Source organism: Enterobacter cloacae complex sp. I2 (assembly GCF_014896205.1).
GTDB lineage: Bacteria > Pseudomonadota > Gammaproteobacteria > Enterobacterales > Enterobacteriaceae > Enterobacter > Enterobacter quasihormaechei.
Genome location: NZ_JADBRA010000009.1, coordinates 83,257 through 98,097, shown reverse-complemented (window position 1 = coordinate 98,097; position 14,841 = coordinate 83,257). Strand labels below are relative to the sequence as shown.

The window sequence follows — 14,841 nt, the reverse complement described above, 5'->3', positions numbered from 1 at the left end:
CTTTTACCTCTTACGCCAGACGCGGGTTAACTTTATCTGCATCGATGTTGAATTTGGTAATTGCGTCCGCAACCACTTTCTTATCGATTTCGCCACGTTTAGCCAGTTCGCCCAGTGCTGCTACCACCACGTAGGAAGCATCAACTTCGAAGTGGTGACGCAGGTTTTCGCGGCTGTCAGAACGACCGAAGCCGTCAGTACCCAGTACGCGATAATCATCAGCTGGAACGTAAGTACGAACCTGCTCAGCGAACAGTTTCATATAGTCAGTAGACGCCACCGCTGGCGCGTCGTTCATCACCTGAGCGATGTACGGAACGCGTGGGGTTTCCAGTGGGTGCAGCATGTTCCAGCGCTCACAATCCTGGCCATCACGCGCCAGTTCAGTGAAGGAGGTAACGCTGTACACGTCGGAACCGACGCCGTAGTCTTTCGCCAGGATCTGCGCTGCTTCACGAACGTGACGCAGGATAGAGCCGGAGCCCAGCAGCTGAACTTTACCTTTGCTACCTTCAATGGTTTCGAGTTTGTAGATACCTTTACGGATACCTTCCTCGGCACCTGCTGGCATTGCCGGCATGTGGTAGTTTTCGTTCAGGGTGGTGATGTAGTAGTAAATGTTCTCTTGCGCTTCGCCGTACATGCGCTGCAAGCCGTCATGCATGATGACTGCCACTTCGTACGCGTAGGACGGATCGTAAGAGATACAGTTCGGGATAGTCAGAGACTGAATATGGCTGTGGCCATCTTCGTGCTGGAGACCTTCACCGTTCAGGGTCGTACGACCAGAAGTACCACCGATCAGGAAGCCGCGAGCCTGCTGGTCGCCTGCCTGCCAGCACAGGTCACCGATACGCTGGAACCCGAACATGGAGTAGTAGATGTAGAACGGGATCATCGGCAGGTTGTTGGTGCTGTAAGAGGTCGCAGCAGCCAGCCAGGATGCGCCTGCACCCAGCTCGTTGATACCTTCCTGAAGGATCTGACCTTTCTCGTCTTCTTTGTAGTAGGCAACCTGCTCACGGTCCTGCGGGGTGTACTGCTGGCCGTTCGGGCTGTAGATACCGATCTGACGGAACAGACCTTCCATACCGAAAGTACGCGCTTCGTCGGCGATGATTGGAACCAGACGATCTTTGATCGACTTGTTCTTCAGCATCACGTTCAGGGCACGAACGAAAGCGATGGTAGTGGAGATCTCTTTGTTCTGCTCTTCCAGCAGCTGAGAGAAGTCTTCCAGCGCTGGCAGTTCCAGCTTCTCGGTGAAGTTAGGCTGACGAGCAGGCAGGTAGCCTTTCAGCGCCTGACGACGTTCGTGCAGGTACTTGTGCTCTTCAGAACCTTCCGGGAAGGTGATGTAAGACAGGTTTTCTACCTGCTCATCGGTCACTGGAACGTTGAAACGGTCGCGGATGTAACGCACGCCGTCCATGTTCATTTTCTTAACCTGGTGAGCGATGTTTTTACCTTCTGCGGTATCACCCATGCCGTAACCTTTGATGGTGTGGGCCAGGATTACAGTCGCTTTACCTTTGGTTTCCTGCGCTTTTTTCAGTGCAGCGTAGACTTTCTTCGGATCGTGACCGCCACGGTTCAGGGCCCAGATCTGCTCATCAGTCCAGTCTGCAACCAGTGCTGCGGTTTCAGGGTATTTACCGAAGAAGTGCTCACGTACGTACGCACCGTCTTTGGATTTGAAGGTCTGGTAGTCGCCGTCAACGGTTTCGTTCATCAGCTGGATCAGCTTACCGCTGGTGTCTTTACGCAGCAGCTCATCCCAACGACCGCCCCACATGACTTTGATCACGTTCCAGCCAGCACCCGCGAAGATGCCTTCCAGCTCGTTGATGATCTTGCCGTTACCGGTTACCGGACCATCCAGACGTTGCAGGTTACAGTTGATGATGAAGCACAGGTTGTCCAGCTTCTCACGGGTTGCGATGGTGATCGCACCTTTAGATTCTGGCTCATCCATTTCACCGTCGCCCAGGAAGGCGTAAACGGTCTGCTCAGAGGTGTCTTTCAGACCACGGTGTTCCAGATACTTCAGGAATTTAGCCTGGTAGATCGCACCGATTGGGCCCAGACCCATAGAAACGGTCGGGAACTGCCAGAACTCAGGCATCAGTTTAGGGTGCGGGTAAGAAGACAGACCTTTACCGTGAACTTCCTGACGGAAGTTGTTCATCTGCTCTTCAGTCAGACGACCTTCCAGGAAGGCACGCGCATAGATGCCCGGAGAGATGTGGCCCTGGAAGTACACCAGATCGCCGCCATCTTTCTCGTTAGCTGCACGGAAGAAGTGGTTGAAGCACACTTCGTAAACGGTCGCTGAAGACTGGAAGGACGCCATGTGGCCACCCAGCTCCAGGTCTTTCTTGGATGCGCGCAGAACGGTCATGATGGCGTTCCAGCGGATAGCAGAACGGATACGGCGTTCCAGATCCAGATTGCCCGGGTATTCCGGTTCGTCTTCGACGGCAATCGTGTTTACGTAGTTGTTAGCCCCTGCACCTGAAGCCACTTTCACGCCGCCTTTGCGCGCTTCTGAAAGCAGCTGATCAATCAGATACTGAGCGCGCTCAACACCTTCTTCACGGATGACCGATTCGATCGCCTGTAGCCAGTCGCGAGTTTCGATCGGATCCACGTCATTTTGGAGACGTTCTGACATGGGGGTATTCCTTATCTATCTAATACGTTGATTTGTCTGGAACCTGTCCCATTGTATTTTCCCCAGAAAACACAATAAGACAGGTTCTGCGTTTAGTTGCCGCGCTCTAAAAGTACCTGGCGCTTAATCCTTTCGTTGCTGTATGCGGCGTAATGAACGTTCGCGACGCGATTGTTCACGGCTGCGGTCCAGCAAGATTTCCTCAATGAAAGCCAGATGGCGGTGCGACGCTTCACGCGCCTGCTCCGGTTCCCCGGCCATTATCGCCTCGAATACTCGGGTGCGATGGTTGCTTACCAGCGGGAGCATCTCCCGACGGGCATACAACAATTCAAAATTCTGACGAACGTTCTGGGCCAGCATCGGCTCCATGCAGCGTAGCAGATGGAGGAGCACCACGTTGTGTGCTGCTTCGGTGACGGCAATTTGATACTGGACGACGGCGCTGGACTCGGCGTCTAAATCGCCGGACTGCTGTGCCCGTTCAATGGCCTGATGCAGCTCGCGAATACGCACGCGATCTTCATCAGTGCTGCGAAGGGCGGCGTAATAGGCCGCAATACCTTCCAGCGCGTGACGGGTCTCAAGCAGATCAAACTGGGATTCTGGGTGGTCAGAGAGAAGTTCGACCAGCGGATCGCTGAAGCTCTGCCACAGGCTGTTTTGCACAAAGGTTCCGCCACCCTGGCGACGGAGCAACAGGCCCTTTGCTTCGAGACGTTGAATCGCCTCACGCAGAGAGGGACGTGAAACGTCGAACTGTTTGGCCAGCTCGCGTTCTGGCGGGAGCTTCTCGCCCGGGCGCAGTGTCCCTTCGAGAATTAAAAACTCCAGCTGCTGCTCAATCACATCGGAAAGTTTTGGTTGGCGAATTTTGCTGTAGGCCATATTCCCTGTCTTACGCCTTTTTGCCCGGAGTCAATTGGTCTTACCAATTTCATGTTCGTATCGCTAAAGTAACAAAGTATTCACCTTCTGTCCATATTGGTTTTGATTGAAATCAGTAAACCCGGCAGATTTTAACAACCTTACAGAACTAACGTTTCAGGAATGTAACTTTGCACAAATGAAATGGTTACTCCCAAAGAGGCAGTTTTAACCATAATTAAACGAGGGTTATTGCAATCTGAAGCGATTCAACAGGGCAAAATATGAAAATTCGCCCGCTTTTGACGCATTTCTATTCTATAGGTTGGGTATGAGGGGTTAACGTACCGATTTACAATTGGTTTCTTTTTATTCAAGTCGTCTTCATCCCTTCATAAAGCAGGTGCATTCGGCTGCACTTACCACTATTCTGGCGCTAACGGAAGCCACCTCCGCTTTTTTCGGTATCGTTAACCGTAAAGAAATAAATACAGAATATGGACTTTCATAATTACACACGCACAGCGTGAACATAACAACCACACACGAGGTTTCAAATGGAAGCTCAACAGCATGGCGATCAGCTAAAGCGCGGCCTTAAAAACCGCCATATTCAGCTCATCGCCCTGGGCGGTGCTATTGGTACTGGCCTGTTTCTGGGCAGCGCATCCGTAATCCAGTCTGCCGGTCCAGGCATTATTTTGGGTTACGCGATTGCGGGTTTCATTGCTTTTCTGATTATGCGCCAGCTGGGTGAAATGGTCGTCGAGGAGCCGGTCGCAGGCTCGTTCAGCCACTTTGCCTACAAATACTGGGGCAGCTTTGCGGGCTTCGCCTCCGGCTGGAACTACTGGGTTCTGTACGTTCTGGTTGCCATGGCCGAGCTAACCGCCGTCGGGAAGTACATTCAGTTCTGGTATCCGGAGATCCCCACCTGGGCGTCAGCCGCGGCCTTCTTCGTTATCATCAACGCCATTAATCTGACCAACGTAAAAGTGTTCGGCGAGATGGAGTTCTGGTTTGCGATTATCAAAGTCATTGCCGTGGTGGCGATGATCATTTTCGGCGGCTGGCTGCTCTTCAGCGGCAACGGCGGCCCGCAGGCCACCGTACGCAACCTCTGGGAACAGGGTGGCTTCCTGCCGCACGGCATGACCGGCCTGGTGATGATGATGGCGATCATTATGTTCTCCTTCGGCGGTCTTGAGCTGGTGGGCATCACCGCTGCGGAAGCCGACAACCCGGAGCAGAGCATCCCGAAAGCGACTAACCAGGTGATCTACCGTATTCTGATCTTCTATGTGGGCTCCCTGGCGGTACTGCTCTCCCTGCTGCCATGGACGCGCGTCACGGCGGATACCAGCCCGTTCGTGCTGATCTTCCACGAGCTGGGCGACACCTTCGTAGCGAACGCGCTTAACGTCGTGGTGCTGACCGCCGCGCTCTCTGTTTATAACAGCTGCGTTTACTGCAACAGCCGTATGCTGTTCGGCCTGGCACAGCAGGGCAACGCGCCGAAAGCGCTGCTTACCGTTGATAAACGTGGCGTACCGGTTAACACCATTATCGTGTCGGCGGTCGTGACGGCGCTGTGCGTGCTGATTAACTACCTGGCCCCGGAATCGGCCTTCGGTCTGCTGATGGCGCTGGTGGTTTCCGCGCTGGTGATCAACTGGGCGATGATTAGCCTCGCGCACATCAAGTTCCGCCGTGCCAAGCAGCAGCAGGGCGTCACCACTCGCTTCCCTGCCCTGCTCTATCCGCTGGGGAACTGGGTTTGCCTGGTGTTCATGGCAGCCGTGCTGGTTATCATGCTCATCACCCCCGGCATGGCGATTTCCGTTTACCTGATCCCGGTCTGGATTGCGATCCTCGGCGTGGGCTATCTGGTGAAGCAGAAAAATGCCAAAACGGTGAAAGCGCACTAAGTGTTTTCTCGCTGCGCCCATCCTGCCGGGCGCAGCGTCTTGTTACCTTCCTCACAAATTCACGCCAACAGCAAAATCATCCATATCGCCGCCCTTATATTGCAACGCATATATTCGTTTGCCAGCGAATAATTCTCTCCATACCGAAACCCGGAGAGCTGTCGATGGATAACAACAAACTGTCAGTAAAAGAAAAGATCGGCTATGGCATGGGTGACGCCGGATGCAACATTATCTTTGGCGCCATCATGTTATTTGTTAACTATTTTTATACGGATATTTTTGGTCTTGCGCCTGCGCTGGTTGGCGTTTTGCTGCTTTCTGTACGCGTCATCGATGCCGTAACGGACCCGATCATGGGCGCGATTGCCGACCGTACCCGCAGCAAATATGGCCGGTTTCGTCCATGGCTGCTGTGGATTGCCTTCCCCTATGCGCTGTTCAGCATCCTGATGTTTACCACGCCCGACTGGAGCTATAACAGCAAGGTTATCTATGCGTTCGTCACCTATTTCCTGCTGTCGCTGACCTATACCGCCATCAACATTCCGTACTGCTCGCTCGGGGGCGTGATCACCAACGACCCGAAAGAGCGCGTTGCCTGCCAGTCCTATCGTTTTGTGATGGTCGGTATCGCCACGCTGCTGCTCTCCTTAACGCTGCTGCCGATGGCCGACTGGTTCGGCGGGGATAACAAAGCCAAAGGCTACCAGATGGCGATGACCGTGCTGGCGCTGGTGGGTACCTGCATGTTCCTGTTCTGCTTCGCCACCGTGCGCGAGCGCGTACGTCCGGCGGTGCAAACCCATGATGAGCTGAAAAATGATCTGAAGGACGTGTGGAAGAACGATCAGTGGGTGCGCATTCTGCTGCTCACGCTGTGCAACGTCTGCCCGGGCTTTATCCGCATGGCGGCAACCATGTATTACGTTACCTGGGTAATGGGTCAAAGCACCCATTTTGCCACGCTGTTTATCAGCCTGGGCGTTGTCGGCATGATGTTTGGCAGCATGCTGGCGAAAGTGCTGACCGACCGCTGGTGTAAGCTTAAAGTCTTCTTCTGGACCAACATCGCGCTGGCGATTTTCTCCTGCGCTTTCTACTTCTTCGACCCGAAAGCCACCGTCACCATCGTGGTGCTCTACGTCCTGCTCAATATCCTGCACCAGATCCCCTCCCCGCTGCACTGGTCCCTGATGGCCGACGTGGATGACTACGGCGAGTGGAAAACCGGGAAGCGCATCACCGGGATCAGCTTCTCCGGCAACATCTTCTTCCTCAAGCTGGGCCTGGCGATTGCCGGGGCGATGGTGGGCTTCCTGCTCTCCTGGTACGGTTACGACGCGGGGGCGAAAGCGCAGAGCGCGGATGCCATCAACGGCATCGTGCTGCTCTTTACCGTCATTCCGGGCGTCGGGTATCTCATAACCGCTGGCGTGGTGCGTCTGCTGAAAGTTGACCGGGAGACGATGAAGCGGATCCAGGAAGACCTGGAGAAGCGCCGCATTAACTATCGCGAGCTGAACGAGTATCAGGAAATCAGCGCCGCTGAGACTAAATAAGGAAAGCCGAATGCAAACCTGGCCAAACCCGTTTATTGAACAACGCGCCGACCCGTACATCCTGCGCCACGACGGGCAATATTACTTTATCGCCTCCGTGCCGGAGTACGATAGGCTGGCGATCCGCCGCGCGGACTCGCTGGAAGGTTTACGCAATGCCGAAGAGGTGGTGGTCTGGCGCAAGCCTGACGCCGGCCCGATGAGCCAGCTGATCTGGGCACCCGAACTGCACCACATTGACAACAAGTGGTACATCTATTTTGCCGCCACGCATACGCAGGCGCTCGACAAGCTGGGGATGTTCCAGCACCGCATGTTTGCGCTGGCGTGCGCCGACGGCGATCCGCTTACCGGGTCGTGGGTGGAAAAAGGGCAAATCAAAACGCCTTTCGACACCTTCGCGCTGGACGCCACCACCTTTGTTCATCAGGGCAAACGCTGGTACCTGTGGGCGCAAAAAGCCCCGGACATTTCCGGTAACTCCAATCTTTACCTGTGTGAAATGGAAAATCCGTGGACGCTGAAGGGCGAACCGGTGATGCTCAGCAAGCCGGAATATGACTGGGAGTGCCGCGGGTTCTGGGTTAACGAAGGCCCGGCAGTGCTGTTCCACGGCGATAAGCTGTTCATCAGCTACTCCGCCAGCGCCACCGACGAAAACTACTGCATGGGATTACTGTGGATAGACGTGAATGCCGATCTGCAAAACCCGGCTAACTGGCAGAAATCCCCGCGCCCGGTGTTCGTCACCAGCTATGAAAACCGGCAGTATGGGCCAGGCCATAACAGCTTTACGCAGACCCCTGAGGGCGACGATGTGCTGGTCTACCACGCGCGAAACTACACTGAAATTGAAGGCGATCCGCTGTACGATCCCAATCGCCACACTCGCCTGAAGCGCGTCCGCTGGGACGAAAACGGGATGCCTGATTTCGGCATCCCGCCTGCGGATACGCTGTAACGGCTTCGGCGCGCTGGCTTAGACCAGCGTGCCGTAAATCGTCAGCAGCGCCACAACCACCACCACCACAAACGACGTTTTCTTCGCCATCGAGACGGCTGCTTTTGGCGTTTCGACTTTGTCCGCGTGCGGCTCACGCGCCAGCGAGAACTGCGCCAGGCGGGTTAACACCTGATACTGCGACGTATGGCGGTCCGCAAGGGAGGCAAACCACGCGGGCAGCGCTTTTTCGCCGTGACCGATAAGGGCATAGACCACGCCCACCAGACGCACCGGGATCCAGTCGAGCACGTGCAGAATGGCATCAATGCCGGAAAGCAAACGCTCATGCGGGGTCAGATAACGGGCAAGCCAGGTCTGCCAGGCGCGCAGGAACGCATAGCCCATCAGCAGAACCGGCCCCCACGGGCCGCCCACCACAAACCAGAACAGCGGCGCCAGGTAATAACGGAAGTTGATCCACAGCAGCGCGTTTTGCAGCTCGCGCAGGAACTCGCGTTCATCGCAGTCCGGCGGCACGCCGTGGATCATCGTCAGCTCGCTTGCCATCGCGCCGCGCGCGTGGGCATCGTCCCGTGAGGCGGCTTTCAGGTAGGCATGATAGTGCATACGCACCTTGCCCGCGCCGATGCACAGCACGCCCAGCAGGATCCACACTACCAGCAGCGGCACGTTGAAAAAGAGGCCGTAAAGCGCGCGCAGCAGCAGGAAGGTAATGACCATCACACCGGCCGTCATCAGCAGCGTGCGTAGCATGGAAAAATGCCTGATGCGGCGGAATAACACTTCCAGCCGGTGATCCAGATGCCAGTGCTCGCCGAGCTTAAACAGGCGTTCGGCGATCATAACCAGCAGCATGGTAAACAACGTCATGTTATCTCCTTATCTGACGACGTGGTAAGCATGGCGTGAAACCGGGACCAGTCAAACGCCGGGCCGGGGTCAGTTTTTCTTTCGGGGGCGATGTCGCTGTGCCCCGTAATATTGTCTGCAATGGCGGGATAAAGCCCGACTAACGTTTGCGTCACAGCAACCAGTTTCTGATATTGCGCATCGGTGTAAGGCGTGGTGTCGGTGCCTTCCAGCTCTATTCCAATGGAAAAATCGTTGCAGCGCTCGCGTCCTTTGTACATCGACACGCCCGCATGCCAGGCTCGCTTATCAAAGGGAACATACTGAACCACTTCGCCGTCACGACGGATCAGGCAATGCGCCGATACGCGCAGGTGTGCAATCTCAGCAAAGAAAGGGTGGGCATCGGGATCTATCGTTCCAGTGAATAACGCGTCGATCCACGGACCGCCAAATTCACCCGGCGGGAGACTAATGTTATGAACCACCAGCAGTGTGGGTTTTTCATCCTCCGGGCGGCAATCGTGGTGCGGCGACGGTACATGTCGCGCGTCCACCAGCCATCCGTTTTCTAACAACATGCTGGAACTCCTTATCTATGGTGCTGTTACTCGGTTCAGAGTAGCATGTTTCAATATTATGATTCGTTACCAATTTGGAGTTTTATCATGCCGCCTCGCCGCTATAACCCCGACCACCGACGTGACGCGCTTCTGGAACGTATTAATAGTGATATTCCGACAAGCGTTGCCCATGCTCTCAAAGAAGATCTGGGCGGCGACGTCAGCGCCGATAACGATATTACCGCACAATTGTTGCCAAAAGAGACACGCTCGCACGCGGTCATCATCACCCGCGAAGACGGCGTATTTTGCGGCAAACGCTGGGTTGAGGAGGTCTTCACCCAGCTGGCGGGCGACGAGGTGCAGGTAACATGGCACGTTGACGACGGTGATGCGGTCAGTGCGAATCAGCCCCTTTTCGAGCTGGACGGTCCGGCCCGCGTCTTGCTGACCGGCGAACGCACCGCGCTCAACTTTGTGCAAACGCTCTCTGGCGTCGCCAGTGAAGTGCGCCGCTACGTTGACCTGCTGGCAGGGACCCGCACGCAGCTGCTGGACACCCGTAAAACCCTGCCGGGCCTGCGCACCGCGCTGAAATACGCCGTGCTCTGCGGCGGCGGCGCAAACCATCGTCTGGGGTTATCCGACGCCTTCCTGATCAAAGAGAACCACATTATTGCCTCCGGCTCGGTGCGCAAGGCAGTAGAAAAAGCCTTCTGGCTGCATCCGGATGTGCCGGTCGAAGTAGAAGTGGAAAATCTGGACGAGCTGGACGAGGCCATTAAGGCGGGGGCTGACATCATCATGCTCGATAACTTCGACACGGAGCAGATGCGTGAAGCGGTCAAACGCACAAACGGCCAGGCGCAGCTGGAGGTGTCCGGCAACGTGACGTTCGACACCCTCCGCGAATTTGCTGAAACCGGCGTCGACTACATCTCCGTTGGCGCGCTGACCAAGCACGTACGCGCCCTCGACCTCTCGATGCGCTTCAAATAATTTGCCCTTCCCCTCTCCGCCCGGAGGGGGGAAATACGAAACCGCTCGCAATTACGCTGTCCATCTCTGCAACGCTGAATCATTTCCCTGAAAGCCCCTTCACGTTCACGCTTTTGCCCCTCGTTTCTGCGTCCCGGCACTGCCAGAGTAGCGCCACCTAACGTAAGGAGCAGACATGAACAGACAACAAGGATTTACGCTGATTGAGCTAATGGTCGTCATTGGCATTATTGCCATCCTGAGCGCGATTGGCGTCCCGGCCTACCAGAACTACCTGCGAAAAGCGGCGCTCACCGATATGCTGCAAACGTTCATTCCCTACCGTACCGCCATTGAGCTTTGCGCCCTGGATCGGGGGGGCGTGGATCGCTGCGACACAGGCACCAATGGTATTCCCTCTCCGACAACCACGCGTTACGTTTCGGCGATGAGCGTAGCAAAGGGGGTCGTATCGTTAACAGGGCAGGAAAGTCTTAGCGGACTCGAAGTGCTGATGACGCCGATCTGGAGCGACGGTAACGGTATGACGGGCTGGACGCGCGACTGCAAAATTGCGTCCGACAGTGCGCTCAGACAAGCCTGTGAAGATGTTTTCCGCTTCGACACCAACTGACAGGAGTGGGCAATGAATACCGAACAGCTTATGACACTCTGTCAGCGCCATCATGCACTGCTGCTCGCAAGCGACACCGACACGATCAGCATTGCGGTAGTGGGTAACCCTGCCTCTGAGCTGATGGAGGCGTTACGCTTCGCCACACAGAAGCGTATTGATATCGAGTGCTGGACGGCCGAGCGGATGGAAAAACGGCTACAGCCCGTCTCATTATCCCATCTGCCGGGCATAGCGCCAAACTCAGCCGCAGATGTGCTCAACACAACGTTGCAGCAGGCAGTAAACCAGCGGGCCTCCGATATCCATATTGAACCGACGGGCAACGGCTACCAGATCCGGTTGCGAATTGACGGCGTTCTCTACCCGCAGCCGCCGATCCCTGCCGCCCTCGGGACGACGCTTGCCGCACGCCTGAAGGTGCTGGGCCAGCTGGATATTGCAGAGCGTCGCCTGCCGCAGGACGGTCAGTTTACGGTGGAGCTGGCAAGCGTCCCCGTCTCTTTTCGTATCGCAACCCTTCCCTGTAGCGGTGGAGAAAAAATCGTGCTCCGCCTGCTTCATCAGGTACAGCAAGCTCTGGAGCTTGAACAGCTGGGAATGAGCGCAGACCAGCAGGCCCGTTTTGCCGGAGTGCTTAACAGCCCTCAGGGTTTAATTCTGGTCACCGGCCCAACCGGTAGCGGGAAAACGGTGACGCTGTACAGCGCGTTGCAGGCCCGGAATACCCCTGACGTCAATATTTGCAGCGTGGAAGATCCGGTGGAAATTCCCCTTGCAGGCTTAAACCAGACGCAGATTAATCCGCGCGCGGGGCTGACCTTTCAGAGCGTGCTGCGCGCGCTGCTCAGGCAGGATCCTGACATCATTATGGTGGGTGAAATTCGCGACGGCGAAACGGCAGAAATTGCGATTAAGGCCGCGCAAACCGGGCATCTGGTGCTGTCCACCCTTCATACTAACTCGACGACTGAAACGCTGGTCAGGCTGCAACAGATGGGCGTCGCACGCTGGATGATCTCCTCGGCGCTCTCGATGGTGATTGCCCAGCGGCTGGTACGCCGTTTATGTCCGTACTGCCGGCAGGAAACCAGCCGCCACGCCGAACTGCCGCGCACGCTGTGGCCACGTCCGCTTCCTCGCTGGCAACCCACCGGCTGCGATCGCTGCTATCACGGTTTTTACGGTCGCGTAGCCATTTTTGAAGTGCTGGTCATCGACGATGCGCTCCGTCAGGCCATTGCCAGCGGAGCAAGTACGGAGGTGATCGGCTCCAGCGCACGTCAGGCGGGAATGGCCTCTTTGTTTGAGCATGGCTGCATGGCCGTGGAGCAAGGGCTGACCACGCTCGAAGAGCTGTTGCGCGTACTGGGAATGCCCGATGGCTGCTAATTCGCTCTGGCGCTGGCGTGCTCTTACCCCCGAGGGGGACGTGCAAACGGGCACCCTCTGGGCCATCGACCGTGACGCAGCTTTCACCGCACTGGTGCTTAAACAGCTGCACCCGCTGGCGCTCAAGCGCTGTCAGGGACGCCACCGATGGCAGGTGCAGCACTGCTACGAGATTTTTCGCCAGCTCGCCACGCTGTTACAGGCCGGACTCACGCTGTCCCAAAGCCTGCAAATGCTGGCGGAACAGCATCCTTTGAAACAGTGGCAGGCGCTGCTGCACAGTCTTGCTGATGACCTCAGTGAAGGCTGTGCCCTGTCAGAGGCCATGAAGAAATGGCCAGAGGTGTTCAGCCCTCTGTATGTCTCCATGGTGAAAACGGGTGAGCTAACGGGAAAGCTCGAAGCGTGCTGCCGTCAGCTTGCGCAGCAGCAGAAATCCCAGCAGCAGCTCAGTGCAAAGGTAAAGAAAGCGCTGCGCTATCCAACGATCATTCTGACGCTGGCCGTTTTCGTGGTGCTGGCCATGGTCACGCTGGTGTTGCCTGAGTTTGCTGCAATCTACAAAACGTTTAAAACCCCGCTCCCTTTGCTCACGCAGGCAGTCATGGGGCTGGCCGCCTTTGTTCAGACGCATATTCTTACCCTTGTCGCCCTGCTCATCATATTGGCTATCATCGCCTGTAAACTGCGGCGGCACCCACGCTGGCAGTATGTCTTGTTACACGTACCGGTAATGGGCACGCTGACGCGCGGGCAAAAGCTGGGACAAATTTTTACCGTGCTGTCATTAACCCAGCAGGCCGGCATTACCTTTTTACAAGGGCTGGAAAGCGCGGAGGAGATCGTTGAGCGTGGCTACTGGCAGGAAAAACTCTGCGCGATACGCAGCAATATCGAACAGGGCATGCCCGTGTGGTCCTCCTTCCAGAAGGCCTCTGTTTTCACGCCACTGTGTATTCAGCTCATTCGCACCGGCGAAATATCGGGTTCGCTGGATGTAATGCTGATGAATCTGGCCCGTCACCATACGGAGCAGACATTTCAGCAGGCGGACAATCTGGCGGCGCTGCTTGAGCCTCTGTTACTTGTCGTGACGGGACTGATTATCGGCACGCTGGTGGTGGCAATGTATCTGCCGATTTTTCATCTGGGGGATGCAATGAGCGTGGGGTAGCGCTGGCGCACGGACGCGCGCCAGCCGTAGCCGTCAGAGGCTATTAAATACGCGGTTTTCCTGCTCCTGAACGCGGATAAACGTCGTGCGTTTAGTCAGCTCTTTCAGGCGGGAAGCCCCAACGTAGGTACAGGCGGAGCGCAGACCGCCGAGAATATCGCGCGCCGTGTTCTCGACCGGGCCACGCAGCGGCAGCTTAACGGTTTTGCCTTCCGCCGCACGGTATTTGGCTACGCCACCCACGTGACGGGTCATCGCAGATTCAGAGCTCATGCCGTAGAAAAGCATGAATTTCTCGCCGTTCTCTTCCACCACGGTACCGCCGCTCTCTTCGTGGCCTGCCAGCATGCCGCCGAGCATCACGAAGTCTGCGCCACCGCCAAAGGCTTTCGCGACATCGCCCGGCATGGTGCAGCCACCGTCGCTGATGATTTGGCCGCCCAGACCGTGCGCGGCGTCAGCGCATTCAATGACCGCAGACAGTTGCGGATAACCCACACCGGTTTTCACGCGCGTGGTGCATACGGACCCCGGGCCAATGCCTACTTTCACAATGTCGGCACCGGACAGGATCAGCTCTTCACACATTTCCCCGGTCACCACGTTGCCCGCGATGATGGTTTTGGTGGGCCAGGCTTCACGCGCCTTGCTGACGAACTGGACGAAATGCTCGGAATACCCGTTTGCCACGTCAATGCAGACAAAATTCAGCGCAGGATTCGCGTTCAGGATCTGTTTGGTTTTCTCGAAGTCGGCATCAGACGTACCGGTCGAGACCATCACATGCTTCACCACGTCAGCGGAGGCGGAGGCGACAAACGCATTCCACTCCTCAGGGCTATAGTGTTTGTGTACCGCAGTAAGGATGTCGAATTGCGCCAGTGCGGTCGCCATCTCGAAGGTCCCGACCGTGTCCATGTTGGCCGCGATAATCGGCACGCCAGACCACGTTTGACCGGAATGCTTAAAGGTGAATTGACGTTCAAGTTCAACGTCTGAGCGACTTTTCAGTGTAGAGCGTTTAGGGCGGATAAGAACGTCTTTAAAACCTAACTTCAGATCTTCTTCGATACGCATGTGCGGATTCCTGGGGTTAGAGGCAAATTTATTAAAAGCACAACTCCAGTGACGCTATCATACGCACTAATACCTGCTCCGCAAGACTGCGAAATTCTCTTTTTTTACGCTACAATCCTATAAATTTACCTGGTAAAAAGCGGGTAAAGAGAGCTAAACATTGGCTGTTGTAAGTTTGA

General features: G+C 56.0%; 12 protein-coding genes. 7 read left to right on the top strand and 5 right to left on the bottom strand.

The window, feature by feature from the left end; genetic code table 11:
* Nucleotides 1-10 precede the first annotated feature (10 nt).
* Both aceE and pdhR read right to left on the bottom strand, forming a co-directional pair.
* Nucleotides 11-2,674: a pyruvate dehydrogenase (acetyl-transferring), homodimeric type gene (gene aceE / locus IM300_RS09820; protein ID WP_063867468.1), complete on the bottom strand. Its 2,664-nt coding sequence runs from the start codon at nucleotides 2,672-2,674 to the stop codon at nucleotides 11-13.
* Between the two features lie 123 nt (nucleotides 2,675-2,797).
* Nucleotides 2,798-3,562, bottom strand: a complete 765-nt coding sequence (gene pdhR, locus IM300_RS09815; RefSeq protein ID WP_006173806.1) for a pyruvate dehydrogenase complex transcriptional repressor PdhR — start codon at nucleotides 3,560-3,562, stop codon at nucleotides 2,798-2,800.
* 536 nt (nucleotides 3,563-4,098) lie between these two features.
* Between pdhR and aroP the strand changes: the two genes are divergently transcribed.
* From aroP to IM300_RS09800, 3 genes are all read left to right on the top strand, one after another.
* A complete protein-coding gene (gene aroP / locus IM300_RS09810) occupies nucleotides 4,099-5,469 on the top strand; it encodes an aromatic amino acid transporter AroP (protein WP_063450640.1) in 1,371 nt (456 codons plus the stop codon).
* A 164-nt stretch (nucleotides 5,470-5,633) separates the two neighbouring features.
* Nucleotides 5,634-7,031: a glycoside-pentoside-hexuronide (GPH):cation symporter gene (locus IM300_RS09805; protein WP_063450641.1), complete on the top strand. Its 1,398-nt coding sequence runs from the start codon at nucleotides 5,634-5,636 to the stop codon at nucleotides 7,029-7,031.
* A gap of 10 nt (nucleotides 7,032-7,041) precedes the next feature.
* The gene (locus IM300_RS09800; protein WP_193036322.1) at nucleotides 7,042-7,992 is read left to right on the top strand and encodes a family 43 glycosylhydrolase; all 951 of its coding nucleotides are present in this window, start codon (nucleotides 7,042-7,044) and stop codon (nucleotides 7,990-7,992) included.
* 18 nt (nucleotides 7,993-8,010) lie between these two features.
* On the opposite strand, the gene ampE is transcribed toward IM300_RS09800, so the two are convergent.
* Nucleotides 8,011-8,865: a beta-lactamase regulator AmpE gene (gene ampE / locus IM300_RS09795; RefSeq protein ID WP_064910129.1), complete on the bottom strand. Its 855-nt coding sequence runs from the start codon at nucleotides 8,863-8,865 to the stop codon at nucleotides 8,011-8,013.
* Complete coding sequence (gene ampD / locus IM300_RS09790; protein WP_193036320.1) at nucleotides 8,862-9,425, bottom strand: 1,6-anhydro-N-acetylmuramyl-L-alanine amidase AmpD; 564 nt, start codon at nucleotides 9,423-9,425, stop codon at nucleotides 8,862-8,864. The genes ampE and ampD overlap by 4 nt, the downstream gene beginning before the upstream one ends.
* A gap of 87 nt (nucleotides 9,426-9,512) precedes the next feature.
* On the opposite strand from ampD, the gene nadC reads away from it, so the two are divergent.
* The 4 genes from nadC to hofC all read left to right on the top strand — a co-directional run bounded on the left by nadC (nucleotide 9,513) and on the right by hofC (nucleotide 13,585).
* Nucleotides 9,513-10,406 (top strand): carboxylating nicotinate-nucleotide diphosphorylase, encoded by an 894-nt coding sequence (nadC, locus tag IM300_RS09785; protein ID WP_063867463.1) that lies wholly within the window; start codon nucleotides 9,513-9,515, stop codon nucleotides 10,404-10,406.
* Nucleotides 10,407-10,581: 175 nt separating this feature from the next.
* Entirely contained in the window at nucleotides 10,582-11,019 is a 438-nt protein-coding gene (gene ppdD / locus IM300_RS09780; RefSeq protein ID WP_193036318.1) for a prepilin peptidase-dependent pilin, read from the top strand.
* A gap of 12 nt (nucleotides 11,020-11,031) precedes the next feature.
* Nucleotides 11,032-12,411 (top strand): type II secretion system protein GspE, encoded by a 1,380-nt coding sequence (gene gspE / locus IM300_RS09775; RefSeq protein ID WP_193036316.1) that lies wholly within the window; start codon nucleotides 11,032-11,034, stop codon nucleotides 12,409-12,411.
* Entirely contained in the window at nucleotides 12,401-13,585 is a 1,185-nt protein-coding gene (gene hofC / locus IM300_RS09770; protein ID WP_193036315.1) for a protein transport protein HofC, read from the top strand. The genes gspE and hofC overlap by 11 nt, the downstream gene beginning before the upstream one ends.
* 33 nt (nucleotides 13,586-13,618) lie before the next feature.
* On the opposite strand, the gene IM300_RS09765 is transcribed toward hofC, so the two are convergent.
* Nucleotides 13,619-14,662: a GMP reductase gene (locus IM300_RS09765; protein ID WP_022647054.1), complete on the bottom strand. Its 1,044-nt coding sequence runs from the start codon at nucleotides 14,660-14,662 to the stop codon at nucleotides 13,619-13,621.
* Nucleotides 14,663-14,841: the final 179 nt, after the last annotated feature.

Bases quoted from the DNA above. Each gene is read 5' to 3' on its own strand.
- aceE (WP_063867468.1), bottom strand. From the start codon at position 2,674: ATGTCAGAACGTCTCCAAAATGACGTGGATCCGATCGAAACTCGCGAC.
- pdhR (WP_006173806.1), bottom strand. From the start codon at position 3,562: ATGGCCTACAGCAAAATTCGCCAACCAAAACTTTCCGATGTGATTGAG.
- aroP (WP_063450640.1), top strand. From the start codon at position 4,099: ATGGAAGCTCAACAGCATGGCGATCAGCTAAAGCGCGGCCTTAAAAAC.
- IM300_RS09805 (WP_063450641.1), top strand. From the start codon at position 5,634: ATGGATAACAACAAACTGTCAGTAAAAGAAAAGATCGGCTATGGCATG.
- IM300_RS09800 (WP_193036322.1), top strand. From the start codon at position 7,042: ATGCAAACCTGGCCAAACCCGTTTATTGAACAACGCGCCGACCCGTAC.
- ampE (WP_064910129.1), bottom strand. From the start codon at position 8,865: ATGACGTTGTTTACCATGCTGCTGGTTATGATCGCCGAACGCCTGTTT.
- ampD (WP_193036320.1), bottom strand. From the start codon at position 9,425: ATGTTGTTAGAAAACGGATGGCTGGTGGACGCGCGACATGTACCGTCG.
- nadC (WP_063867463.1), top strand. From the start codon at position 9,513: ATGCCGCCTCGCCGCTATAACCCCGACCACCGACGTGACGCGCTTCTG.
- ppdD (WP_193036318.1), top strand. From the start codon at position 10,582: ATGAACAGACAACAAGGATTTACGCTGATTGAGCTAATGGTCGTCATT.
- gspE (WP_193036316.1), top strand. From the start codon at position 11,032: ATGAATACCGAACAGCTTATGACACTCTGTCAGCGCCATCATGCACTG.
- hofC (WP_193036315.1), top strand. From the start codon at position 12,401: ATGGCTGCTAATTCGCTCTGGCGCTGGCGTGCTCTTACCCCCGAGGGG.
- IM300_RS09765 (WP_022647054.1), bottom strand. From the start codon at position 14,662: ATGCGTATCGAAGAAGATCTGAAGTTAGGTTTTAAAGACGTTCTTATC.